Genomic DNA, 23107 nt, shown 5'->3' on the forward strand with positions numbered 1-23107 from the left:
TGAGACAGCCCTTTATTATAAGATAGAGATGTTGTTACTGGCTTATTTCTTTGCAGCCGCGTAACGTTTGTTTACTTCATCCCAGTTGATTACATTGTAGAATGCTGCAATGTAGTCTGGGCGTTTGTTTTGATATTTCAGGTAGTAAGCATGCTCCCAAACGTCCAGTCCAAGTACCGGAGTCAGACCTTCAGACAGCGGGCTATCCTGGTTTGGAGTGCTAGTGATCGCCAGTTTGCCGTCTTTGCCGACAACCAACCAAGCCCAGCCGCTACCAAAACGTGTTGTAGCTGCTTTAGTGAAGTCTTCTTTAAATTTGTCGTAGCCGCCCAGCTCGTTGCTGATTGCTTCAGCAATAGCACCTGTCGGTTGTCCGCCGCCGTTAGGACCGATAACTTCCCAGAACAGGCTGTGGTTGTGGTGTCCACCACCGTTGTTGCGAACCGCAGTGCGGATGCTTTCAGGAACGCTGTCCAGATTGGAGATCAGATCCTCCAGGCTTTTGCTTTGCAGTTCAGGAGCGCTCTCCAGAGCTGCGTTTAAGTTCGTTACATATGTGTTATGGTGACGATCATGGTGAATTTCTACTGTCAGTGCATCAATGTGCGGTTCCAGTGCGTCTTTTGCGTAAGGAAGTTCTGGTAATTGAAATGCCATAGTAAAATCCCTCCTGGTTATATGGTTGGGTAAGTGTTCCTATGTAATAATACCCTCGATAGTTATATTAAACCGCATTCAGCCTATTTTATCAACATTTTTGTTTGTAAAATAGCAAACTGGGCAATACGGCCTGGTAGATAGCATGTCCAAAAACCCGATTGGAATACACAATACATAGGTAATAAGAGGTAAATTGTGAACTTTAAAATGTAAACGCTTTATATACAGCGCTTACATGAGAAAAAGGGATGTATTCCGTCAAAAAGTATGGTTTAATGGTCAAGGAAGCAGAAATTTCGGCTTTTTTGTCGTCTGCTATAATCTGTCATGTCTATGACATGACGAACTTGAGGGCATATACCCTTTTCCTGTTCTTCATTTCATATATAGCAGATCGTATGCATTTTTATCATAATGCCTTGTGATTAACACCATGATAAGAAATTTAAGGATTTATGTAAAAATGACGGTGCTGTCTCAATTTTTTTATTATGCTTACGAAAAGGGAGATATTACTTATGCACGTTCGTTCCTTTCAATTAAGTGATGTGAACTCAGTAACGGAACTCATGCAAATTGCCTTGTCAGAGGAGTGCTACAAAGAGACGGTGAGTGCGTTTGCCCGTCAGCTTTCGTGGGATTCCGGTTTGATCATCGTTGCAGAAGAAGAGGGAGAGATCGTTGGTGCTTTGATCGGCACGATGGATCAGAATGATGGTTGTTACTATCGTATCGCTATTCACCCGGATCGTCGTCGGATGGGAATCGGCAAATCGCTTGTGGAGTCCATGGAGCAGCGTTTTCAGCAACGTAAGGTTAGCCGTATTTGGGTAGCAGGGGACAAGCATAACAGTGCGGCCATGCCTTTGTACGAAGCGATGGGCTATGGAGCAAGCCAGATTTTACAGGCTTTTCAGAAGCTGAGTATTTTGGCGCCTCATTAATCGGGAATCGAAATAAAGAGAATTGAATAACATTAAGTATAATATTTACATTTAGAGCATATCTGAGTAACCGTTGCAATCGGGTACGGGATATGCTTTTCTATTTATAACAGGGTTGAGGAGGTTTAATTATGGACGCTTTGGCTCCTTCGTCAGGCCCGCTTCCCTCGCCGGAAACGTCCAAACAAGCAGGCCGCTCTGGTTACATACGCGATTGGTTAGTCACTCTGCTGATCGCCATGGTCGTCTTGCTGCTTCTGAACCTGTTCGTATTTAACTTGTCCACGGTCAGAGGACATTCGATGCAGCCGACGCTAATGGAAAGCCAGCATTTGTTCGTTAACAAGCTGGTTTATAATTTTCATGATCCGGGCAGGGGGGACATTGTGATTTTAAAAGATCCCGATTCCAAGCTGTCGAGTCCAAGATTTTTAGTGAAGAGAGTTATAGGTATTCCCGGAGATGTCATCCGAGTTGAGCATAATCAATTGTATGTGAACGGTGAGCTACTAAATGAACCTTACACCAACTCTGACGTGGAGGATGGTGATTATGGTCCTTTTACAGTGGAGCCGGAGCACTTTTTTGTCATGGGGGATAATCGCCATATTGCAGCAAGCAAGGATAGCCGCTATTTTGGCAGCATTAAATCTCAAGATTTACTGGGTCGTGCAGAATTTATATTTTGGCCCATATCTGAGTGGAAATGGCTATAGAGCAACTATAGTCTGAAATCAATGCGGAACACGTCCAAACCGATCAGGACCATGACGGAGCAGGCGGTTACCGATGAGGAAAGGAAGAGGATGATGAAAGAAGTGATGGTGTATACCGACGGTGCTTGTTCGGGAAATCCGGGCCCTGGGGGCTGGGGGATCGTTTTGCTGTATGGGGAGCATCGTAAGGAGCTGTCAGGTGCCGAGAAAATGACGACAAACAACCGTATGGAGATCAAGTCCGTGATTGAAGCGCTAAAGCTGCTCAAGGAGCCTTGCCATGTGAAAGTACACAGTGACTCTGCCTATGTCGTCAATTGCTTTAAACAGGGCTGGATTAAGAATTGGCTTCGCAATGGCTGGCGCAACAGTAAAAATCAGCCAGTGGAGAACAAGGAACTATGGGAAGAACTGTGGGAATTGATGGGTAAGCATGAGGTTGAATATGTGAAGGTTAAGGGGCACAGTGACAACGAACTGAATAATCGCTGTGATTTTCTGGCGACCAGTGCTGTTAAAAATTTACGGTAGCATCTGCTGCTATTTTCTGTTGAAATTTGAGATATGGGTATTTTGCAAATCCTCATATCTGTAATGATAAAAAGTGGAAGAGAGGTGAGTATCGGATGCAACGCGGATTGACTCAGGCGGCTGCCGGAACCGCTTCGACTTGGGCTGCGCTCAAGCAGGAAATTATTGAGGCAGCTCCAGGGCTGGGTATCGACTCCATCGGGTTCGCATCCGCCGACCCCTTTCTGTCTCTGAAAGCTATATTGGAAGAGCATCGTGCGAAAGGCTATGAATCCGGCTTTGAGGAGCCAGATATTGATAAGCGGATCTACCCGGAGCTGTATGGCTCACAGCCTGCATCTCTGATTGCTATTGCGGTGGCGTACCCTTCTAAAATGAAGGACCCGCCGAAGTCGGACAAGGGGAAGTACCGTGGTATTTTGGCGCGTTCAGCCTGGGGGAAAGATTATCATCTGGTGCTACGCGAAGCGATGGAAAAGCTTGAGGCTTTTATAAGTGAGCGGGTGCCTGATGCCATATTGAAAAACATGGTGGATACCGGAGAACTGTCGGATCGAGCCGTTGCGGAACGCGCAGGGATTGGTTTTAGCGGCAAAAATACGATGATGATTTCACCGACGCTGGGATCATGGATTTATCTAGGTGAGCTGTTGACGAACATTCCTTTCCAGCCAGATGAACCGGTAACGGATGGTTGCGGCGAGTGTACCAAATGTTTGGATGCCTGTCCTACGGGTGCGCTTGTGGGTCCTGGACAGCTGAATGCCCAGCGGTGTGTATCCTTTTTGACGCAAACGAAGGGCTTTCTGGATGAGGAGTTTATGCGGAAGATAGGGAATCGGCTGTACGGATGTGATACCTGCCAAATGGTATGCCCCAAAAATCGGGGTCTCAACTGGGATCACCATCCCGAGCTTACACCCGATCCTGAAATTGTGAAGCCGTTGCTGCTGCCGTTATTAGATTTGAGCAACCGTGAATTTAAAGACCGATTCGGTCAAAGTGCGGCGGCTTGGCGGGGGAAGAAGCCCATTCAACGCAATGCGGTCATTGGACTGGGCAATTTCAAGGATATCAGTGCGGTGCCCAAATTAACGGAGGTTTTATTGGATGATCCACGTCCCGAGCTGCGAGGCACGGCGGCGTGGGCTTTGAGTCGAATAGGAGGGGAAAACGCTATGACAGCGATCAAGCAAGCATCAGAGAAGGAACAACATGAGCAAGTACGCGAAATGATCGCGCAAGCGCATTCCAAACTAGAGGAACAAGAGCAGGCAGAACAGCAAAAGGCGTCTGAATCATCAAAATCAGAAGTAATATCCGGGGATTCACAGGGCCCAACTACCATTTATTATGATGAGATGGAGACACCTGTGGGCACGTTGACGCTGTGCGCTACAGATCGGGGGCTGTGCCGAATAGACTATGGCGTTTTCCATGCGAAGGAAGCACTGCTTCAGCAATGGGCCCGAACATGGATTGGGGAATATGTCTATGTGCAGGAGTCGGAAAAGCTGCGCGAAGCCGCGGATCAACTGCGTGAATATTTTGCGGGAGAACGACGGGAATTCAGCATAGCCTATGATTTGAGAGGCACTCCTTTTCAAGAGCAGGTATGGCGTGCATTGCAAAATATTCCGTACGGACAAAGTGTGTCCTACAAAGATATTGCAGAATCGATCGGACGAGCCAAGGCGGTACGTGCTGTGGGTGGAGCCAATAACAAAAATCCGTTACCCATTCTGTTTCCATGTCACCGGGTATCGGGTGCTAACGGAAGTTTGGTCGGTTATGCTGGAGGCTTACCAGTCAAGACGAAGCTGCTGGATTTGGAGAAACAATAAGGACATATGTTTGCAAAAAGTGATTTGCTAGCTGTCCCATGTTTTGCTATGATAGGTTCGTGCAATTCAAGATGTTTCATATAAATATACAGAGGTGACGACTTCGTGGTGTGGAATATTGTCATTCCGATTATTACCCTGATTGCTGGTTTGGTTGGGGGATTTTTCATCGGTGCTTATTATCTTCGTAAACAGCTTGAAAAGATGCAAAACGACCCTGAAACGCTGCAAAAAATGGCCAAACAGATGGGTTACAACCTGAATGGGAAACAAATGCAAAAAGCCCAGCAGATGATGAAGAACCAACAGTTCTCCAAAAATCAGCCTGGTCCGCGTAAAAATCAGGGCCGTCGGAAATAATGAGCAACGTGAGCACGGATGCCGCATGAGGTTGCTGCATAGAGGAGGATTACTGTGGCTGGCGTAAAAGATTATATTAACCGCAAAGCTGCGGATAACCGGGATAAAATCGAGTACCATGTGGAGCAGATTTTACAACTGATCGGTGAGGACCCCAAGCGTGAAGGGTTGTTGGAAACACCGGCACGCGTTGCGCGCATGTATGAGGAAATATTTGCGGGTTATGAGGTTGATCCCCGGGATGCGCTGGGTGTGACATTTGACGAGAATCACGAGGAGCTTGTCATCGTGAAGGACATCGTTTATTACAGCCAGTGTGAGCACCATATGGCTCCTTTCTTCGGAAAAGTGCATATCGGCTATGTACCCAGCGGCAAAATTGTAGGACTGAGCAAGCTTGCACGCCTGGTAGAGGCAGTGACCCGCCGATTGCAGGTACAGGAGCGTATTACATCACAGATCGCTGATATTTTAAATGAAGCGGTCTCCGCTCACGGGGTTATGGTGGTCGTGGAAGGCGAGCACCTGTGCATGTGTGCAAGAGGTGTCAAAAAGCCTGGTAGCAAAACGGTAACATCTGCGGTACGCGGTACGTTTCGTGATGATGCAGCGCAGCGCGCAGAATTTCTGTCGCTGCTCAAGGATTGATCGAACATCGCAAGACGTTTATGTGATGAACAAAAAAGGGTGGTTTACGCATAGGCGTAGCCACCTTTTTTTGTTAACATCAGAAATAGAGACGACGGGATAGCCGCCTTAAAATTACGATTTGCCTATGGATAACAGTTATTTTTATAGATAGGGGATAACGTATGGAGAATGTACATAGATCAACAGAAAAAACAACAGCTTTGCCTGAGTTGCAGTGGTTTGAAGCGCCACTCGCGGCCACTCAGGAGGACGTTTTGTCTCCGCTGGCTTGGGAGGAGCTGGCCTGTCGGCAAGTAGGGAAAGGAGCTGCACCCATTTTGCATCTTTGGCGGCATCCGTCAGCGCTTGTGATCGGTCACCGGGACCGCAGGCTTCCCTACGCCCCGCAGGCGATGGAGCGAGTGCGCAGCGCGGGAACCTCGGTATGCGTACGCCCCTCGGGTGGAGCAGCCGTCATGCTGGACAGGGGGGTGCTGAACCTGTCCTTGATCCTGCCGAATCCACAGCGGGCCATCAGCCTGCATGAGGATTTCCGGCTCATGGCAGCGCTAATTGCCGATGCGCTGGTTCCGTGGTCTGGCGAGGCGCAGACCGGAGAAATCCCCGGGTCCTTCTGTCCCGGGGATTACGATGTCAGCGTCCGAGGCCGCAAGTTTTGCGGCATTGCACAGCGGCGCCAAGCCAAGGCGTATATCATCACAGCCTTCGTGATGATTGAGGGCAGTGGTGTAGAGCGTGCACAGGCGGTGCAGCAGTTCTACACAGAGGCAGCCGGGGACACGTCGGCAGGCGTGCAGCAGCAGGATTACCCCCGGGTGAATCCAGCAACGATGGGTAGCCTGGCAGAGCTGGCTGGAGTGCCGTCTGTTGAGGCGTACACGGCATCTCTGCGCCGTGTCGTTGAGAGCCGGACAGCCGTTTTACCTGTCGCTGGCTGGCTGGTACAACCGGAAGGATTGACCGAACAAATGGCAGCACTCAGAGAGCGATACGATTTGCAGGTGTAGTTTTTCTTTAGCTTAGAAGGGTTGCCATCTCAGTTTGGAGGCTTGGGTATAGCGCTCTGCAACCTCTGGCCAGTTAACGACATGCCACCAATCTTCAATGTATTTGTTGCGTTCGGCCTGATGCTTTAAGTAATATGCATGTTCCCATACATCTAGCGCCAGCAGCGGAATGGACTCCCATTGAGTCAGATTCTGGTGCTTTTCGGCCTGCAAAATTTCAAGTCGTCCCGCGCGTGGACTCCATACCAGGATAGCCCAGCCGCCACCCTCGACCTTTTCGGCTGCTGAACTGAATTGCTTTTTGAATGCCTCGTAGCTGCCAAAATCCTTTTTAATCTGTTCAGCCAGCGGGCCGCTTGGGTTTCCACCACCTTGAGGACTCATGATCGTCCAAAAAAGAGTATGCAGATAATGGCCTGCGCCGTTGAATGCCAGTTCCCGTTCCCAATGTTTTACGAGGTCAAAATCACCTGTTTTTCGGGCTTCTTCCAGTTTCTTTTCCGCTTTATTCAGGTCATTCACATAGCTCAAATGATGCTTGTTATGGTGAATACGCATTGTTTTCTCATCAATATACGGTTCAAGCGCATTATAGGGGTAAGGGAGCGGCGGTAGCCGATGTCCCCCAATAGGAACCGACCGGCCGATTGAGGTTTTTTCCGTTGCCGAAGGTTGCGCCTGGCTGGACTTGACGCCTTTAGTCGTCCATGCGCCTTCTCCCCTTATGCCTGCCTGCCGTTCTCGAAACGCTTCCTCTGGGTAATTCTCACCCTCTGTAGCTACATGATACAACCTAGCAGCCCTTGCGATGGAGCCAGGTTCCTGAAAGGGGGTTGTCGAGATCAGGAAATATTGGCTTTCATGTGCCGCGTGTAATACAACTCCGGCGGATTTTGGTTGCTGACGCAATGCATGACTGTGCTCGCTTAGCAGCCCGAGCTGTCGTACATACTCCTGTGACTGACGGTTTGCGGTTTGCAGCAAATCGTCTAATCGACGATTTAATTCTTGTGAGTCAAGCTGAGAGTTTGAGGCTGACTCTGACAATGGCATCTTTACAGATGATGATGCGTCTAATCCTCTTGACTGTTTTGAATGTTCAGTGAATTCGTGTGTATGTGCTTGTGGAGCAGCCGACATCTGTTTCCACTCCTGATGCCACGCCTGATCTGCCGGATCGAGTGCGCTCCGTTGCTCTTCAAGCAGCTCTATGGCGGTGCGTTCCGTCTGTTCGAATACAGTCCGCCAATCATCCAGCAGCCGTACATAAGTAGGCTCTAGTCCCTCGGTAGCGGATTTAATCACTTCCACATGCCAACTTTCCTGCTGCTTCCAATGCCGAATTTCCTCCAGCACACGTAAGGGCAGGAAAGACCCATAAGTACTCAGCATCGTTTTTTACCTCCCGTATCCCACTATGGCTATCCGGCCGATCTGGCAGATCTGCCCTGGACGCATACGTACCCAGTATATTCACTGTCTCATCGGAAATATGTCTATGAACTCCCTTAATCCGGTCACATCTGTTACTAAAACAATGAATACCCATGGAACACGAAAAAGAAGCCCAGCTACGGCACGGGTTAAGTGTCCATAGACAGGCTTCTTCAAGGGGAAGAATAGAATATAGTTCTTCGAAAAATAATTTTTTACTTCGTATTCGTTTGTTTGTGGGCATCAGCGGTGGTTTTCTTGTCCTCCAGCTCCTGTACACTGCTTAGAAACGTCGATACCCGTCGCAAATATTCACGAGGGTGCTCTCTGAAAATAAGCTCATGTATCCCGTTTTTAACAATCCATACACTGGAAAGCGGGTTGGTTTGATTGGCAGCGAGCTTTTCCGCAATAGGATAAGGAGCTTTTTCATCCTGTGTACCATGCACAAACATAATCGGGAACGGGTAGTTTTCCTTTTTAACCTCCTGATATGGAATCTGATGCAAGCTGGTGCCGTTCAAAATTGGAAACAGCAACTCCAGAATTTCCAAAGACGGATGTCTTGGCAGATTAATTTGATTGTGAATGTTATGGTACAGCGTATCCGGTTCCAGCAGGAAGGTGCTGTCCAAAATCATTGCGTCCACATCCTTGGTTTGCAAGCCCGCCTGAAGAGCGGTTCCTGCCCCCATGGAGAAGCCCCATACGATAATCTCCGACGAGCCGCGTTGCTTCGCAAGCTGAATTGCTCCGAGGAGCTGTTGGGATTCTGCTTTGCCTCCGGTTGCGACTGCTTTGCTGTTTTGTGACGCAAATCCATAATCGAACATGACCACATTAAAGTTCAAACTGTGGGCATAATGCGCCAGATCATACATGGGAATCCAGCTTTCTTCGCGGTTAGCCCCATAACCATGGCTGAAAATAATCGTTTTCCGCGATTGATCCGCCGGGATATACCAGCCTTGTACCATGCGGCTACCATCCTTGGCAGGGAAGCTGACTTCCTCATAAGGCATGCTTTTGGCCTGCATCGGATTAGAGTACAGTGGTGCAACGGTGGGATTCGTAAGTACCCATGCGATGTAAGCATGCAAGGCAATAAAACAAAACAACAGAAAAAAGACGACCGACAGCAGCAGAGCTATCACAACGTGCTTGAACCGCAGCAGACGGGGATTAAAGAGTGGGGTGGACGGCTCCTGAACAGCGGTCTGTAGCTGAGCGTTGCGCTGGGATGTCGAAATCATGTAAGAGCCTCCTTATATAAAATTGATCTTCGTTTCATAGAATATAGGTATAATTCCACTTGAAAATAGTAGTGTAGATCCGTATAGATACCTATTATCGTATGATGGGGATTATCCAAAGTCAACGCCTGAACCGGAAAAGTAAAAATGATGCAAAGAATTGTCGATGTTTGTTCTCGTTCTGTAATATGGTTGTCACAAAAACATCGGTTTACAGTAGCCGCGACTATTCTATATAATTTATGTAACCATGTTTCATAGTGTGAAACGAATATGGATACAAGAGGAGCGGTTCACGATGGAAGACCGTAAATTAACCGTTCGCGCTGTAGAGCGTGCACTTGATATACTGCTGTGTTTTACCGCAAATTCGGATCTTGGCCTGACGGAGATTGCCTCCAAAATTGGTCTACATAAAAGCACGGTTCATCGGCTGCTGACTACGTTGGAGGATCGGGGCTTTGTCGTTCGGAATGCCGAAACGGAAAAATATCGACTTGGCTTCCGCATTTGGGAGCTATCCACGCATTTGTCCCAAAGTGACGAGCCGGCGGTGCTGTTACAACCTGCAATGGAAGGACTACGTGACCGTCTGGGGGAGACGGTCAGCTTGTACTTACGGGACGGCAGTATGCGTATTCGCATACAAGCCGTGCAGAGCAATCAGGCGATCCGCAGGGTCGCGCCTGTAGGTGCGCGTATGCCGCTGGCTGTAGGGGCCTCCAGCAAGGTGCTGGCGGCCTTTATGCCGCCGCAGGAGCTGGAAGCCCTGCTAAGCGGGGATGAATGGCCGCCCTCAGTAGACCCGGAGGTCTATAAAGCCCAGCTGCAGGACATTCGCGAGAAGGGCTATGCGACCAGCTATGAAGAACGGGAGCCAGGGGCTGCTGCTGTGGCAGCGCCAATTGTGAACCGGAAGGGACAGGTCACTGCGGCTTTATCTGTATCCGGCCCGGTCAGTCGACTTGCACCCGAGACGCTACATGACTTTGCTCCGATTTTGATCGAAGCGGCGAAGGAAATGGGGCTTATGCTTCCGTAACAAGAATGAACACAGTTGAAGCAAGCAGAGTGATTTGATAGGGAGTGTCTTCTTGGTAAAAGGGTACCTAGAAGGGTTGCCAAAGCCATAAATTTGAAGTAGTCTGGTAAGGAAGGCGGATGTCTGTTATATCCGCCTCATGTGAATAGAAGTATCACAGTTACTGGGGGAGCCTGTAATGCCGGGCTGAGATGGAATCGTGCAAGATTCCGGACCCTTTGCACCTGATCTGGATCATACCAGCGTAGGGAAGTAATCGGCCATTGAAATGTATACGCGGCTGCTGTCTTCAGTGGCGCATTGGAATGGATATTCCATATGCGCACTGTCTGGACAGCTGCCTCGTTAGATTAGCCGGTTCCCTGGGGAACCGGCTTTTTTGCATAGATCAGCGCCACCCTGGGAATGGTTCCGGATCGGTGTGTCATTTCATCGAAACGGGAGGAATGGACAATGAAGCCGACAGAAGCAGAAGGAACAAAAAAAGTTGAGGTAGAGAAGACAAACGGGGAGCAAGCCAGTGGGGTAACGCCCTTTCCAGGAAGCCGTAAGGTATATATTCAAGGCTCGCGGCCGGACATTGCCGTGCCAGAGCGCGAAATTGCTCTTCATCCTACACATACGCCGCAGGGCACGGAGCATCATGAGCCATTGCGTGTATATGATACAAGCGGTCCCATGACCGACAAAGCCTATCAGGTCGATATCCGTCAGGGCCTGCCTCCATTACGGCGAGCTTGGGCACTGGAACGGGGCGATGTGGAGGCTTACGAGGGACGCGCCGTCAAGCCGGAGGATAATGGACTGAAACCTGGCTCCAAACGGGAGACAGTGGAATTTCCCGGCGTGACCAATCGTCCGCTTCGTGCTTCGCAAGGGCGTACAGTGACGCAAATGCATTATGCGCGGCAAGGGATCATTACGCCCGAAATGGAATTTGCGGCGATCCGCGAAGGGGTCGAGCCTGAGTTTGTACGGCAGGAATTGGCGGCTGGACGAGCCATTTTGCCTTCGAATATCAATCACCCGGAAAGTGAGCCAATGGTCATTGGGCGTCATTTTCACGTGAAGATCAATGCGAACATTGGTAATTCTGCGGTTACCTCCTCCATCGAGGAGGAAGTGGAGAAAATGACTTGGGCGGTGCGTTGGGGCTCGGATACGGTTATGGACCTGTCCACAGGCCGTAATATCCATACAACACGTGAATGGATCATTCGGAATTCTCCTGTACCGATTGGGACTGTGCCGCTGTATCAGGCACTTGAAAAGGTGAACGGTGAAGCAGAAGCGCTGACGTGGGAGTTGTATCGCGATACGCTGATTGAGCAGGCGGAGCAGGGAGTGGACTATTTTACAATTCATGCGGGTGTATTGCTGCGGTATATTCCGATGACGGCGAATAGAATGACGGGAATTGTATCCCGAGGCGGGTCAATCATGGCAGCCTGGTGCCTTGCGCACCATCAGGAGAATTTTTTGTATACACATTTTGAAGAAATTTGCGAAATTATGAAAGCCTATGATGTGGCCTTTTCTCTCGGAGATGGTCTACGTCCAGGTAGTATCTATGATGCGAATGATGAAGCACAGTTTGCAGAGCTGGAAACGTTGGGCGAGCTAACGCAAATCGCATGGAAGCATGATGTTCAGGTCATGATTGAAGGGCCGGGACATGTCCCTATGCATAAAATCAAAGAGAATGTGGATTTACAAATGGAGATTTGTAAGGAAGCTCCTTTCTATACCTTGGGACCGCTCACGACGGATATTGCCCCCGGATATGATCATATTACCTCAGCCATCGGGGCGGCGATGATCGGTTGGTTCGGGACGTCCATGCTGTGCTATGTTACGCCTAAGGAGCATTTGGGTCTGCCCAATAAGGATGATGTCCGCGAGGGTGTCATTACCTACAAAATTGCGGCACATGCTGCCGATCTGGCGAAGGGGCATCCACGAGCGCAGCAGCGGGATGATGCTTTGTCCAAGGCGCGCTTTGAGTTCCGCTGGCGGGATCAGTTCAATCTGTCGCTTGATCCCGAGCGTGCCTTGTCCTACCATGATGAAACGCTACCGGCAGAGGGCGCCAAGGAAGCACATTTTTGCTCGATGTGCGGCCCTAAATTTTGTAGTATGCGTATCACTCAGGACATTCGCGCCTATGCAGCGGATAAGGGGCTGAACACCCAAGAAGCAGTAGCTGTCGGGATGCGTGAGAAGGCAGAGCAGTATCGGGATGGCGGTCAGTAAAACGAACGTGGAGTTTAGGAACGTATGAATTAAAAAAGCCGTGGTTCTCTACAGTCAATGTAGGAAACTACGGCTTTTTAGCTTCTTATGTAAAGTGGGATCATTCAACCGGATAAACGGCGCCTTATTTTTTACCCATTTTTTCATTCAAAATGTCCTGAAAGCTGAGCTTCTTCTCCGAGCTATCTTCTTTCTTCTGCATACTCACCGCGTTGGCACGTTGGTATTGGTGGTGAAAGGGCATCAGGGTGTGGACGGTTAAGTTCATTGTATTCATGTAGGTCATTCCTCCAATTCCATATTGTCAAATTCAGATTGAGTTGCTTAGGACGTCTGTATAGGACTATTTGTATGTACTTGATGTCGTAATACCGTGTAGGTTGCTTGGTAATGTTTCAATCATTATACCCACATTTTCTCAAAGTAAAACGCTTTTGACATAAAACAGGAAGATGGTCATATGTGTCCAAAATTTGGATTAGGAGGATGGTCATTTTAGGGGAAAATGTGCCTAGGTCTAAAACAAGGGCTAGAGGCCCGTTTTCTTAGTTTAGTAGTCGGGATTGTGTTTTTTTGTCGAATAACCTTGTAAAAGGAGGATTTTGCGGAATCCTCAAGTCAGGATTGAGGCAGTCTGGTGGCGAATTAAAGTGTCAAAGTTGTATTGACTTTATGTTTGGTAGTAGATACCATGAACTGGTTGTCAGCGTATTTTGGCAACAAGAGTCAGCCAATCCATCTGGCGATTCATCCTTTGAAATGTTAGAGAGAGGATTAGAGCATATATGAAAAAAAGTATTGCAGACATCGCATTTATTATTCTGGGAGCGTTTTTTTTCGCGCTAGCTGTTAATCTGTTTGTGATCCCGAATGAATTTGGCGAGGGGGGCGTTACAGGGGTCACGATCATCCTGTACTACCTGTTTCAGTGGTCTCCCTCGATCGTCAATCTGGTGATTAATGGCTTGCTGCTGATTGTCGGATATAAATTTTTGGACAAGAGAACGACCTTGTACACTATAATTGCGGTCGCTTTTAACTCGCTGTTTTTACATTTAACGGTCAACTGGCGGATTGATTCGCATGAACCGACGATTAATGCTGTATTTGCCGGAGTTTTGGTGGGGGTCGGCATTGGCTTAATCGTACGGGTAGGTGGCACAACGGCAGGAACGGTCATTTTAGCCCGGATCGCCAACAAGTATCTGGATTGGAATATCAGCTATGGCTTGCTGTTTTTTGATTTGATTGTCGCATTCTCTTCCTATTTTATTATTGGTCCGGAAAAATTGATGCTAACTATCGTTATTTTGTACGTTGGTACAAAGGTGATGGACTTCATGATCGAAGGACTGAACCCGAAAAAAGCAGTCATGATCATTTCGGAGCACCAAGATAAAATTGCCGAGATGGTCATTACGAAAATGGATCGTGGAGTTACCGTCCTGTCAGGCCACGGCTATTACACTAAAAATCCAAAAGAAGTGCTGTATATCGTCATTAGTAAACAAGAGGTGTCAGCGCTTAAAAAGATAGTCAAAGCCATCGACACAGCAGCATTCATCACCATTCATGACGTGCGGGACGTGTTCGGAGAGGGTTTCCTGGATATTTCGAAGTAACTCGTATGCACGAAGGTAAGGTTATAGGAGAATATTGTTGGAAGTCGGTCCTGAGAGGATCGGCTTTTTGTTTTTGTGATGTTTCTTCCATTTTTGGTATTGGAAAATATGCATAATAAAGAGGAGTCACTCAATTCCTGTTATGGAGGGTTTGGCGGGATGGAGAATAAGGGTAATTATGACGTAAGTTTCCTTGGCTGCTTTCGAATGAAAGCGCTTGGAAGAAAACGCATCGTATCTCTGCTTATATTTGGATAGCCTTTGGCTTAATCGGGATCGCTATAGGATTAGGACAAGAAGTTAATGTGTATATGGTGCTCGCATCTTGTTTGCCGACGATGATTAGTTTTATTACTTCTCTCTTTCTAAGTCATAGGTATAAAAATATAGACTGCTGATATCTGTATAATGCAGATCGATTTAGCATATTAGGGGGATTTCCATGAGAAGTAAATTAAATTTTTCTAATGTATTGTCTTTTCTTATTTCTGTTTTGCCTTTAGTCATCTACTTTTTCATGTATCCGAGAATGCCTAGGAATGTAGCAATCCACTACAATTTCAATGATGTGGCTGACCGTTTTGTTGACAAATCCTCCCCTGAGGTATGGTTGTTGTGTGGAATTAGTCTCATATCTTTTATAATTATGCTAATGCTTCAACCCTATCTCAGTCGTCAGTTCAAGAGCGAAGAAGGCTCTGTAATCATGGAAAGCCTGCCTGGTCTCTTCACACTCCTTATAACCCTAGTGTTCTCAGTTCTCGGCATATGTTTCCTTTTAAAAGCTTAAAGCATATAAAAAATCCCCTCTCAATTCGCAGTTTCCACTGCATTTGGAGGGGATTTCGTTATTTATACGCTCTTTACTCTTGAATCATCTGACGCAATACGGTTTGCAGAATACCACCGTTGTGGTAGTAATCGATATCGACGGTGCTGTCTAGACGGGCAATTACCGGGAATTCGAACTTTGTGCCATCCTCGCGTTTAGCCACCACTGTAAGCTCTTGACCAGGCTTCACGTCATTGTTAATGCTGAGGATGTCGAAGGTTTCGCGGCCATTGAGACCCAAGCTGGACCAGCCATAGCCCTCCTGGAATTGCAGAGGCAGTACACCCATGCCGACCAGGTTACTGCGGTGAATCCGCTCGAAGCTTTCGGCAATGACAGCCTTAACGCCCAGCAGAAGCGTACCTTTGGCCGCCCAGTCACGAGAGCTGCCTGTGCCGTATTCCTTACCAGCAATGACGATCAGGTTCTGATCGGCTGCCTGATATTTCATGGATGCATCATAGATGGACATTTCCTCATCCGTTGGCAAGTATTTGGTCACGCCGCCCTCGGTGCCTGGAGCCACATTGTTGCGGATACGGATGTTGGCGAATGTACCGCGCATCATGATCTCGTGGTTACCGCGACGGGAGCCGTAGGAGTTGAAGTCCTTGCGTTCCACGCCATGCTCCTTCAAATACAGTCCTGCCGGGCTGGATGGGGCAATGTTGCCTGCTGGTGAGATATGGTCCGTCGTGACCGAATCATTCAACAGGGCAAGCACACGGGCATTACGGATTTCCTTGATATCTTGTACGCCATCTTGAAGTCCTTCAAAGAACGGCGGGTTTTGAATATAAGTTGAGTTTTCATCCCATTCATACAGTTCGCCTTCAGGAACCGGAATGGAGTTCCATTTTTCGTTGGCAGTAAATACATTTTCGTATTTGCGACGGAACATATCCGGGCTGAGAGACAGGCTGATGGCTTCCTTGATTTCCTCGGAAGTGGGCCAGATGTCTTTCAGGTAGACTGGTTGATTGTCCTGATCGTAACCGAGAGGATCATTCACCAAATCAATGTTCACTGTGCCTGCCAGCGCATAAGCGACAACCAGTGGCGGTGAGCCGAGATAGTTGGCTTTGACCTGCGCATGCACACGGCCTTCAAAGTTCCGGTTGCCGGAAATAACTGCGCCAACCGTCAAATCATGGTCTGTGATGGCTTGACTCACTTCGTCAGGAAGTGGGCCGGAGTTACCAATACAGGTTGCGCAGCCGTAACCGGCTACATGGAAGCCGAGGGCTTCGAGCGGTCCGATTAATCCGGCTTTTTGCAGGTATTCCGTCACGACGAGGGAGCCTGGTGTCAAGCTTGTTTTAACATAGCCTGGCTTTTTGAGCCCACGCTGTACTGCTTTTTTGGCCAGCAAGCCCGCACCGAGCATAACGCTTGGATTGGAGGTATTCGTGCAGCTTGTGATCGCCGCAATAACGACTGCTCCTGTACCCAACTCGCTGGTGGAGCCGTCCGGATGGGTCAGCGGAATTTTCTGTGCGATTTTTTCATCGCTCAGTCCATAGCCGCCTTTGTCCACCGGGGTACGGATAATGCCTTCGAACGTTTCTTTCATGCGGCTAAGCTCAACACGGTCCTGCGGACGTTTGGGTCCGGCGAGACTCGGTACTACCGAAGCCAGATCAAGCTCAATCGTATCGCTGAACACAGGGTCCGGTGTATCGGATGTGCGGAACATGCCTTGGGCTTTGTAATACTCCTCTACGAGGCTTACTTGCTCATCGGAACGTCCGGTGCTGCGCAGGTAGGCTAGCGTTTCCGCATCGACCGGGAAGAAGCCAATCGTTGCGCCGTATTCCGGTGCCATGTTGGCAACTGTCGCACGGTCAGCCAAGCTGATGTTTGCCAGACCAGGCCCGTAAAATTCCACGAATTTGCCGACTACGCCTTTTTTACGCAGCATTTGCGTAACAGTGAGCGCCAGATCGGTGGCAGTAGAGCCTTCCGACAGGCTGCCTGTCAGTTTGAAGCCGATCACATCGGGAGTGACAAAATACAGCGGCTGCCCCAGCATGCCCGCTTCTGCTTCAATCCCGCCGACACCCCAGCCTACAACACCCAGCCCGTTAATCATCGTGGTATGGGAGTCTGTTCCTACGAGGGAATCTGGAAAGACGACCGTTTCACCGTCAATGGTTTTGGTAGCGGCAACGGAGGCGAGATACTCCAGATTGACCTGATGGACGATACCGGTGGATGGCGGAACGGCGCGGAAGTTGTTGAACGCCGTTTGCGCCCAACGCAGAAAACGGTACCGCTCCTCGTTGCGTTCAAACTCTACATTAATATTGTAATCCAGCGCATCACTGGTACCAAAAGCATCGACCATGACCGAGTGATCGATAACGAGATCGACGGGAACGAGCGGATTGATTTGCTTCGGGTCCCCGCCTGCTTTTTTCACCGTATCACGCATAGCTGCCAAATCGACAACCACCGGGACACCGGTAAAATCCTGTAGCACGATGCGTGCAGGAATGAACGGAATCTCCTTGTTGGTATCCCGATCCTCAGCCCAGCCTGTCAGCTGTTGCACATGTTCTTCCGTAATGGCGCGACCGTCAAACTGTCGAACCGCGGCTTCCAGCAATACTTTAATGGAGAAAGGCAGCTTGGCGATACCACTTTTTCCTTGTTCCTCCAGTGCCTTAAGGCTGTAGTAGCGGTAAGGCTTCCCGTTAACTTCCAGACTACGGGCGATGGAGAATTGATCTTTTCCTGACATAAGTATTACCTCCTTGAAGTGGATGCTTGTGGGAAAATAGGGATGTCGTTTTTTCGACGTCTTGCACAGTTGGTTTAAATTGGTTGCGTTCTCAATTACATCTTCAGTGGTTCATAACGTGTTAGAGGTTGAGATGAATGTAATTTGTTTCATTAGATGAAACATGATTTCAAAATGATTGCTTTTGGATTAAGTATACCGTTTTCAGACGGTTCCGTAAAGTTTTTTTGGCCTAAATGATGCGTTGCAGATTGGAAAATAAAACGCCCGCTCCCTCGCGTTTCGATGTTCATACCAAGCTTTAGAGATTCATACTTATAGATAGAGAGCATTTCAGACCAGAGAGGCAAGAAAGGAAGTTATTCATCATTCCGGTTATCCCCGGAAAAGGATAGCGGGACGAATATGGAGGGATTGGGATGGGGGAGCGGGAATGGAAACAGGCCCTTTTTGCTTACGTGAATCAATACAATCGCAGTGAAGTGAATGGTGTACCGCAGCCGGATGAGTATCTGGAGGTGGGTCAGCGGATGGAACGAGCAGCACGTGCGGCCAGATTGGAGCAGTGGTACAACGAACGGGATGCTGTTCCCCTACGCAGCGAGACACGCGCCAAGCCCCTACGAATGGTGCAGGATACCCCGGATGAGGCTGTGGTAGATGTACAACTGCATGTCCGACTCTTTTATGAGAAGGGTGGGATGACTCACCGGGAGGATCGGATCGAACGGGAGCGTCTGACATTCACACGCGAGGGTGAAGCCTGGCAGGTAGCGAGAATTGAGCGCGATCCGGCAGAAAGGAAGCCAGCGGGGGGAGAGGTTCCTTTTGAACAGGCTTCGTTTAATCAAGGAGGAAATCTGCCGCTGCTGAATCGCGGTGTGCTGGGCTTTGGCTCATCAGCACGTCCCAGCCGATATCGCCGCGAAGAAGCAGCGGCCTATGCAGATCAGTGGTGGGATAGCTTCAATCCGGAGTTTGAAGGTTTTGATGTGGATTGCACCAATTATATCTCGCAATGCCTCTTTGCAGGGGGAGCACCGATCCACTATACTGGTAAAAGAGAATCGGGCTGGTGGTATAAAGGACGGGTTGCCGGACGTGAACTGTGGAGCTACAGTTGGGCAGTTTCCAACAGTCTGGAGCGGTATTTGGGCTCCAGCTCATGGGGGTTGACCGCTGAGCAGGTGAGTCGCCCAGAGCAGCTCATGTTGGGGGACGTCATTTTTTACGATTGGGATGGTGACGGAACCTTCCAGCACAGCACGGTGGTCACGGCCTTTGATGCGGGCGGCATGCCGCTAGTCAATGCACATACGGTAAGCTCCAGACATCGTTATTGGGACTATAAAAATTCGTATGCGTGGACGGACAACACGGTATATCGCTTTTATCACATCGCCGACTATTTTTAAATGAGATGATGGATAACAGGTACAGTGATGCAAATCAGTCACAATGACGAAAGCAGGAAAGCGGAGGATAGGCATGGCAAATCAAAAATTGACCGTAGGGCTAGTGTACGGTGGCAAATCGGGCGAACATGAGGTTTCGCTGCAAACGGCGTATGCGGTAATGAACGCTTTTAACTATGAGAAATACGAGATCATTCCTTTTTATATTACGAAGGCTGGCGATTGGCGTAGAGGGGCGCTATTAAGCGCTCCTCTGGCTTCTGTAGAGCAATTGAAGCTGGAACGCGCAGAGGGCGGCACCAAGGCGGCATTAGATACATTGTTCGGCAAGCTGTACGGAGAGCAGACGCTGGATGTACTGTTTCCGTTGCTGCACGGCACCTTTGGCGAGGACGGAACGATTCAGGGTCTGTTCGAAATGGCGGATATGCCTTATGTCGGTGCGGGAGTGCTGGCTTCGGCAGCAGGTATGGATAAAGGCGTCATGAAGAAGCTGTTTGAGCATGCAGGATTGCCGCAAGTGAAATACTGTTATTTTAATAGTACACAGTGGGCCCAAACCAGTCATGATCTGGTACGTAACATGGAAACCGAGCTAGGTTATCCTTGCTTTGTCAAACCGGCTAATCTGGGATCAAGTGTCGGTATTTCCAAAGCCAGTAACCGAGAAGAGCTGGAAAAGGCTGTAGATCTGGCTTTGCAATTTGACCTAAAGGTGATTGTCGAGGAGTACGTCGATGCCCGTGAGATTGAGGTCAGCGTACTTGGCAATGATGAGCCGATTGCCTCGGTACCGGGTGAAATTGTATCGTCGAGTGATTATTACGATTACGCTGCCAAATATACGGATGGCCAATCGGAAATGCTTATTCCGGCACCGTTGGATGAGGAAGTGGCAGATCGTATTCGTGAAGCCGCATTGCAAGCATTCCGTGCTCTGGAAGGCTGCGGGATTTCCCGTGCCGATTTCTTCGTCAGACGCTCGGACGGACATATCCTTATTAATGAAGTGAATACGATGCCTGGCTTTACACCGTTCAGTATGTATCCATTGCTGTGGAGAGAAACTGGCGTATCCTATGCAAGTCTGCTGGATCGCATGATTGCTCTTGCATTGGAGCGTTATGAGCGCAGGTCGGCACTGCACTACGAGAACTCATAAACGAAACAAAGGGGAGCTGATCACTCTCCTTTTTGTTCATATATATGGCATATCTTTGAGCACTACACTAAACCCTTAATGATGAAAGGTGGCGGTTACACATGGGCTTTCAAACTGAATTTAACTCCGTGTGCAAATTCAAGAGCGAGCAAGAACTTTACGAACTGCTGGAATACGGACGTGGCAAAATGGTTAAATCCGGGCTGCGCGTGTTTCCGACAGGCCAGAAGGTCATCGCTTACAGCGTGGACAACGTGGCAGTAGCCATCGTGCAGATTGTGGGCTGTATCGCCGAAATTAATTTCCAGGGCGATGAAGTGACCGAAGTTGAAATGATCCTCATTCGTAAGCTGAATGAAGAGGAATCAAGAATTCAGACCGCATTGGCGGATGAAATGTTTTTTGGAGCACAGCAGCAATCCTAGCTGTTTTCTTCTTGCAATTTGTGCGATAACACCGAATCAGCAGGTGCTTTTCCGGGTATGATCAGTAGAAAAGGGTTTTAGGTCACTGAACGAAAGCGACCTTACCATCTACTGCGACTGCTGAAAGGAAGACACCCTATGATCGTAAGGTTCGGTTATGTAGCCATGTCGGTTAACGTTCAAAATGCATCCCCCTCTAAAACAATGACATTGAGCAGCTTTAACAAGATTGGAGACCGAGAAGCTGCAATCCGCAAGCTAGAACGGATAGCAGCCGAAAATCTCCATAATACTTTGAGGCTGCTGCGCCATAATCGCGCGAGTGATATCCAGGTCTATCGTTTCTCATCCAAGCTGATTCCGCTCGCGACCCATCAGGATCTGCGAGATTGGGACCCTTTTCAGGCGCTTGCTGCTGACTTTGCAGAGGTTGGGAACTATGTCAGGGCGAATAAGATGAGGGTATCGTTTCACCCCGATCATTTTACAGTGTTAAGCACTCCCCGTCCTGAGGTGTTGCAGAGCTCCATTAATGATCTGAAGTACCACAAAGCGATGCTGGAGGCCATGGGACTCGGTGCCGAAGCCAAGAACAACATTCATATTGGTGGTGCATACGGAGATAAGGTGACCTCAGGCCAGCGTTTTGTAGAGCAGGTTAGTGCTCTGGATCTTTCGTTAAGAGAACGGTTAACGCTGGAAAATGATGATAAAACGTTCAATGCGGTGGAAACGCTGGAGGCTTGCAAATTGACGGGGTTACCGATGGTTCTCGATATTCATCATCAATGGGTGAATAATGAGGGGGAAAAGCCGTGGGAGCTATGGCCGGATATTTTGGATACCTGGACAGGGGAATTGGCCCAAGCCGGATCTTCTGTGGATCATCCATTGCCGCCCAAAATCCATGCGTCCAGCCCCAAAAGTGAAAAAGATCCTCGGGGCCATGCGGACGGTGTTCTAGTGGAGCCCTTGCTTACCTTTTTGCGCAATATTGCCGGATATACGGATCGGATTGATGTCATGCTTGAAGCCAAACTTAAGGATGAAGCGTTATTCGGGTTGATGAATGAACTGCGCCTTCAGGAAGCTAATGGGGTTAAAGTGCTGGATGGAGCTTCCGTAGAAATTATGCCTTAGAAAGTAGCATTTTGCGGATAAAGCTCCCATTTAGAGAAACTTTATGCAGATTATTGTGTATACTAGAATGTGTAAACTAGCAAACTTGTACTGAAACAGAGATGGTTAAGAGACTGTGTTGTAGAGCAGCTTCGTAAACCACGTAACAATGATATAGAAAGTAGAGTGAACACGTTGAACGAAAATGAAAACGAAAAGGTTCCCTATATCGTATCAGGAAAAAGCTATACTGCCGTGGCTATTAACGCGGCATCCAAAGCCGGGGAATGGATTAAAAGCAGGCTGGGAACTGTTGAACATTTGAATACCAAACAGTCTCCTACGGATCTAGTGACCGAGGTAGATAAAGGGGCAGAGCAGATGATTCGCAGACTGATTCTGACCCATTTTCCCGATCATGCTATTTTGGGTGAAGAGGGTGTAGAGCCGGGAGCCGAAGCTTCGGCCCGCGCATTAGAGGCTGCCCGTGAAGAGGAATATCTATGGATTATTGACCCGGTAGATGGGACTACCAATTTTGTACACAGTCTGCCGTATTACAGTGTGTCAATTGCCTTGGCCCATCGTGGAGAGGTGATTGTCGGGGTTATTTATGATCCGTCCCGTGATGAAATGTTTGTAGCGGAAAAAGGAAAAGGCGCTTATGTACATGGCAATCGCATGCAAGCATCGAGAGAAGAAACACTGGGAGATAGTCTGGTGTGCGTCGGCTTCCCGCCGGATCGTACGTATGCACAACCGCTAAATATGAAAATTACGCAGGTTCTTACACCTCAGGTACGCGGCATTCGGGCGATGGGCTCGGCAGCATTGCATCTGGCTTATGTAGCATCAGGACGGCTGTCGGCCTATTGCGAAATTGGTTTGAATGCGTGGGATGTGGCAGCGGGCGCTTTGCTGGTGCAGGAATCAGGCGGCACCATTACCGATACATTGGGCAGACCTTATGACCTGAGTGTACGGCATATTGCAGCGACGAATACAGCTATTCATTCTCAACTTATTCAAGTGCTGAAAGAAGCAGACGCAACCGGATTATAATTCTACGTAGAACATCATCATGAAGGAGGAAA

At 48.7% G+C, this 23107-nt stretch carries 22 protein-coding genes and 1 riboswitch; of the genes, 17 read left to right on the forward strand and 5 right to left on the reverse strand.

What is annotated here, in order from left to right:
- Positions 1–42 precede the first annotated feature (42 nt).
- Positions 43–657, reverse strand: coding sequence for a superoxide dismutase (locus tag NLX74_RS14010; protein ID WP_023986992.1), 615 nt, complete (start codon positions 655–657; stop codon positions 43–45).
- Positions 658–1178: 521 nt separating this feature from the next.
- On the opposite strand from NLX74_RS14010, the gene NLX74_RS14015 reads away from it, so the two are divergent.
- The 7 genes from NLX74_RS14015 (at position 1179) to NLX74_RS14045 (ending at position 6713) form a co-directional block, all read left to right on the forward strand.
- Entirely contained in the window at positions 1179–1604 is a 426-nt protein-coding gene (locus NLX74_RS14015; RefSeq protein ID WP_069291098.1) for a GNAT family N-acetyltransferase, read from the forward strand.
- Positions 1605–1735: 131 nt separating this feature from the next.
- Positions 1736–2320 (forward strand): signal peptidase I, encoded by a 585-nt coding sequence (lepB, locus tag NLX74_RS14020; RefSeq protein ID WP_235307236.1) that lies wholly within the window; start codon positions 1736–1738, stop codon positions 2318–2320.
- 93 nt (positions 2321–2413) lie between these two features.
- Entirely contained in the window at positions 2414–2851 is a 438-nt protein-coding gene (gene rnhA / locus NLX74_RS14025) for a ribonuclease HI (protein ID WP_023986996.1), read from the forward strand.
- Between the two features lie 95 nt (positions 2852–2946).
- Positions 2947–4695, forward strand: coding sequence for a tRNA epoxyqueuosine(34) reductase QueG (gene queG, locus NLX74_RS14030; protein ID WP_254329092.1), 1749 nt, complete (start codon positions 2947–2949; stop codon positions 4693–4695).
- Between the two features lie 105 nt (positions 4696–4800).
- Positions 4801–5055: a YneF family protein gene (locus NLX74_RS14035; RefSeq protein ID WP_013308742.1), complete on the forward strand. Its 255-nt coding sequence runs from the start codon at positions 4801–4803 to the stop codon at positions 5053–5055.
- Between the two features lie 54 nt (positions 5056–5109).
- Positions 5110–5703 carry a GTP cyclohydrolase I FolE gene (gene folE, locus NLX74_RS14040; protein WP_013308743.1) on the forward strand — a complete coding sequence of 198 codons (594 nt, stop codon included), beginning with the start codon at positions 5110–5112 and terminating at the stop codon, positions 5701–5703.
- 164 nt (positions 5704–5867) lie between these two features.
- The gene (locus tag NLX74_RS14045; protein ID WP_254329093.1) at positions 5868–6713 is read left to right on the forward strand and encodes a lipoate--protein ligase family protein; all 846 of its coding nucleotides are present in this window, start codon (positions 5868–5870) and stop codon (positions 6711–6713) included.
- A 12-nt stretch (positions 6714–6725) separates the two neighbouring features.
- Here the strand turns inward: NLX74_RS14045 and NLX74_RS14050 are convergent, their stop codons facing one another.
- Complete coding sequence (locus NLX74_RS14050; RefSeq protein WP_235307239.1) at positions 6726–8105, reverse strand: Fe-Mn family superoxide dismutase; 1380 nt, start codon at positions 8103–8105, stop codon at positions 6726–6728.
- 257 nt (positions 8106–8362) lie between these two features.
- Positions 8363–9400 carry an alpha/beta hydrolase gene (locus tag NLX74_RS14055; protein ID WP_235307240.1) on the reverse strand — a complete coding sequence of 346 codons (1038 nt, stop codon included), beginning with the start codon at positions 9398–9400 and terminating at the stop codon, positions 8363–8365.
- Between the two features lie 298 nt (positions 9401–9698).
- Here NLX74_RS14055 and NLX74_RS14060 point away from each other — a divergent pair, with 298 nt between their 5' ends.
- Together NLX74_RS14060 and thiC are read left to right on the forward strand one after the other, a co-directional pair.
- On the forward strand, positions 9699–10442 hold the full coding sequence (locus NLX74_RS14060; RefSeq protein WP_061831535.1) for an IclR family transcriptional regulator: 744 nt from the start codon (positions 9699–9701) through the stop codon (positions 10440–10442).
- 155 nt (positions 10443–10597) lie between these two features.
- A riboswitch (TPP riboswitch) is annotated at positions 10598–10710 on the forward strand.
- A 185-nt stretch (positions 10711–10895) separates the two neighbouring features.
- Positions 10896–12695 (forward strand): phosphomethylpyrimidine synthase ThiC, encoded by a 1800-nt coding sequence (gene thiC, locus NLX74_RS14065; RefSeq protein ID WP_254329094.1) that lies wholly within the window; start codon positions 10896–10898, stop codon positions 12693–12695.
- 124 nt (positions 12696–12819) lie between these two features.
- Here the strand turns inward: thiC and NLX74_RS14070 are convergent, their stop codons facing one another.
- Positions 12820–12972, reverse strand: coding sequence for a hypothetical protein (locus NLX74_RS14070; protein WP_010348453.1), 153 nt, complete (start codon positions 12970–12972; stop codon positions 12820–12822).
- A gap of 508 nt (positions 12973–13480) precedes the next feature.
- On the opposite strand from NLX74_RS14070, the gene NLX74_RS14075 reads away from it, so the two are divergent.
- The 3 genes from NLX74_RS14075 (at position 13481) to NLX74_RS14085 (ending at position 15107) form a co-directional block, all read left to right on the forward strand.
- Entirely contained in the window at positions 13481–14317 is an 837-nt protein-coding gene (locus NLX74_RS14075; protein WP_023987004.1) for a YitT family protein, read from the forward strand.
- A 197-nt stretch (positions 14318–14514) separates the two neighbouring features.
- Entirely contained in the window at positions 14515–14715 is a 201-nt protein-coding gene (locus NLX74_RS14080) for an SdpI family protein (protein WP_302058607.1), read from the forward strand.
- Positions 14716–14759: 44 nt separating this feature from the next.
- Positions 14760–15107 (forward strand): DUF1648 domain-containing protein, encoded by a 348-nt coding sequence (locus NLX74_RS14085; RefSeq protein ID WP_302058588.1) that lies wholly within the window; start codon positions 14760–14762, stop codon positions 15105–15107.
- A gap of 73 nt (positions 15108–15180) precedes the next feature.
- On the opposite strand, the gene acnA is transcribed toward NLX74_RS14085, so the two are convergent.
- Positions 15181–17892: an aconitate hydratase AcnA gene (gene acnA / locus NLX74_RS14090; RefSeq protein ID WP_254329095.1), complete on the reverse strand. Its 2712-nt coding sequence runs from the start codon at positions 17890–17892 to the stop codon at positions 15181–15183.
- 419 nt (positions 17893–18311) lie between these two features.
- Between acnA and NLX74_RS14095 the strand changes: the two genes are divergently transcribed.
- From NLX74_RS14095 to NLX74_RS14115, 5 genes are all read left to right on the forward strand, one after another.
- Positions 18312–19307, forward strand: a complete 996-nt coding sequence (locus NLX74_RS14095) for an amidase domain-containing protein (RefSeq protein ID WP_023987006.1) — start codon at positions 18312–18314, stop codon at positions 19305–19307.
- A gap of 73 nt (positions 19308–19380) precedes the next feature.
- A complete protein-coding gene (locus tag NLX74_RS14100) occupies positions 19381–20469 on the forward strand; it encodes a D-alanine--D-alanine ligase (protein ID WP_039270664.1) in 1089 nt (362 codons plus the stop codon).
- Between the two features lie 101 nt (positions 20470–20570).
- Positions 20571–20894, forward strand: coding sequence for a hypothetical protein (locus NLX74_RS14105; RefSeq protein ID WP_007428793.1), 324 nt, complete (start codon positions 20571–20573; stop codon positions 20892–20894).
- Positions 20895–21032: 138 nt separating this feature from the next.
- Positions 21033–22034, forward strand: coding sequence for a UV DNA damage repair endonuclease UvsE (gene uvsE / locus NLX74_RS14110; RefSeq protein ID WP_254329096.1), 1002 nt, complete (start codon positions 21033–21035; stop codon positions 22032–22034).
- Between the two features lie 174 nt (positions 22035–22208).
- Positions 22209–23075 (forward strand): inositol monophosphatase family protein, encoded by an 867-nt coding sequence (locus NLX74_RS14115; RefSeq protein WP_250259425.1) that lies wholly within the window; start codon positions 22209–22211, stop codon positions 23073–23075.
- Positions 23076–23107: the final 32 nt, after the last annotated feature.

The organism is Paenibacillus sp. MZ03-122A (genome assembly GCF_024213325.1).
Taxonomy (GTDB): domain Bacteria; phylum Bacillota; class Bacilli; order Paenibacillales; family Paenibacillaceae; genus Paenibacillus; species Paenibacillus polymyxa_B.

Bases quoted from the DNA above. Each gene is read 5' to 3' on its own strand.
- NLX74_RS14010 (WP_023986992.1), bottom strand. From the start codon at position 657: ATGGCATTTCAATTACCAGAACTTCCTTACGCAAAAGACGCACTGGAA.
- NLX74_RS14015 (WP_069291098.1), top strand. From the start codon at position 1,179: ATGCACGTTCGTTCCTTTCAATTAAGTGATGTGAACTCAGTAACGGAA.
- lepB (WP_235307236.1), top strand. From the start codon at position 1,736: ATGGACGCTTTGGCTCCTTCGTCAGGCCCGCTTCCCTCGCCGGAAACG.
- rnhA (WP_023986996.1), top strand. From the start codon at position 2,414: ATGAAAGAAGTGATGGTGTATACCGACGGTGCTTGTTCGGGAAATCCG.
- queG (WP_254329092.1), top strand. From the start codon at position 2,947: ATGCAACGCGGATTGACTCAGGCGGCTGCCGGAACCGCTTCGACTTGG.
- NLX74_RS14045 (WP_254329093.1), top strand. From the start codon at position 5,868: ATGGAGAATGTACATAGATCAACAGAAAAAACAACAGCTTTGCCTGAG.
- NLX74_RS14050 (WP_235307239.1), bottom strand. From the start codon at position 8,105: ATGCTGAGTACTTATGGGTCTTTCCTGCCCTTACGTGTGCTGGAGGAA.
- NLX74_RS14055 (WP_235307240.1), bottom strand. From the start codon at position 9,400: ATGATTTCGACATCCCAGCGCAACGCTCAGCTACAGACCGCTGTTCAG.
- NLX74_RS14060 (WP_061831535.1), top strand. From the start codon at position 9,699: ATGGAAGACCGTAAATTAACCGTTCGCGCTGTAGAGCGTGCACTTGAT.
- thiC (WP_254329094.1), top strand. From the start codon at position 10,896: ATGAAGCCGACAGAAGCAGAAGGAACAAAAAAAGTTGAGGTAGAGAAG.
- NLX74_RS14070 (WP_010348453.1), bottom strand. From the start codon at position 12,972: ATGAATACAATGAACTTAACCGTCCACACCCTGATGCCCTTTCACCAC.
- NLX74_RS14075 (WP_023987004.1), top strand. From the start codon at position 13,481: ATGAAAAAAAGTATTGCAGACATCGCATTTATTATTCTGGGAGCGTTT.
- NLX74_RS14085 (WP_302058588.1), top strand. From the start codon at position 14,760: ATGAGAAGTAAATTAAATTTTTCTAATGTATTGTCTTTTCTTATTTCT.
- acnA (WP_254329095.1), bottom strand. From the start codon at position 17,892: ATGTCAGGAAAAGATCAATTCTCCATCGCCCGTAGTCTGGAAGTTAAC.
- NLX74_RS14095 (WP_023987006.1), top strand. From the start codon at position 18,312: ATGGGGGAGCGGGAATGGAAACAGGCCCTTTTTGCTTACGTGAATCAA.
- NLX74_RS14100 (WP_039270664.1), top strand. From the start codon at position 19,381: ATGGCAAATCAAAAATTGACCGTAGGGCTAGTGTACGGTGGCAAATCG.
- NLX74_RS14105 (WP_007428793.1), top strand. From the start codon at position 20,571: ATGGGCTTTCAAACTGAATTTAACTCCGTGTGCAAATTCAAGAGCGAG.
- uvsE (WP_254329096.1), top strand. From the start codon at position 21,033: ATGATCGTAAGGTTCGGTTATGTAGCCATGTCGGTTAACGTTCAAAAT.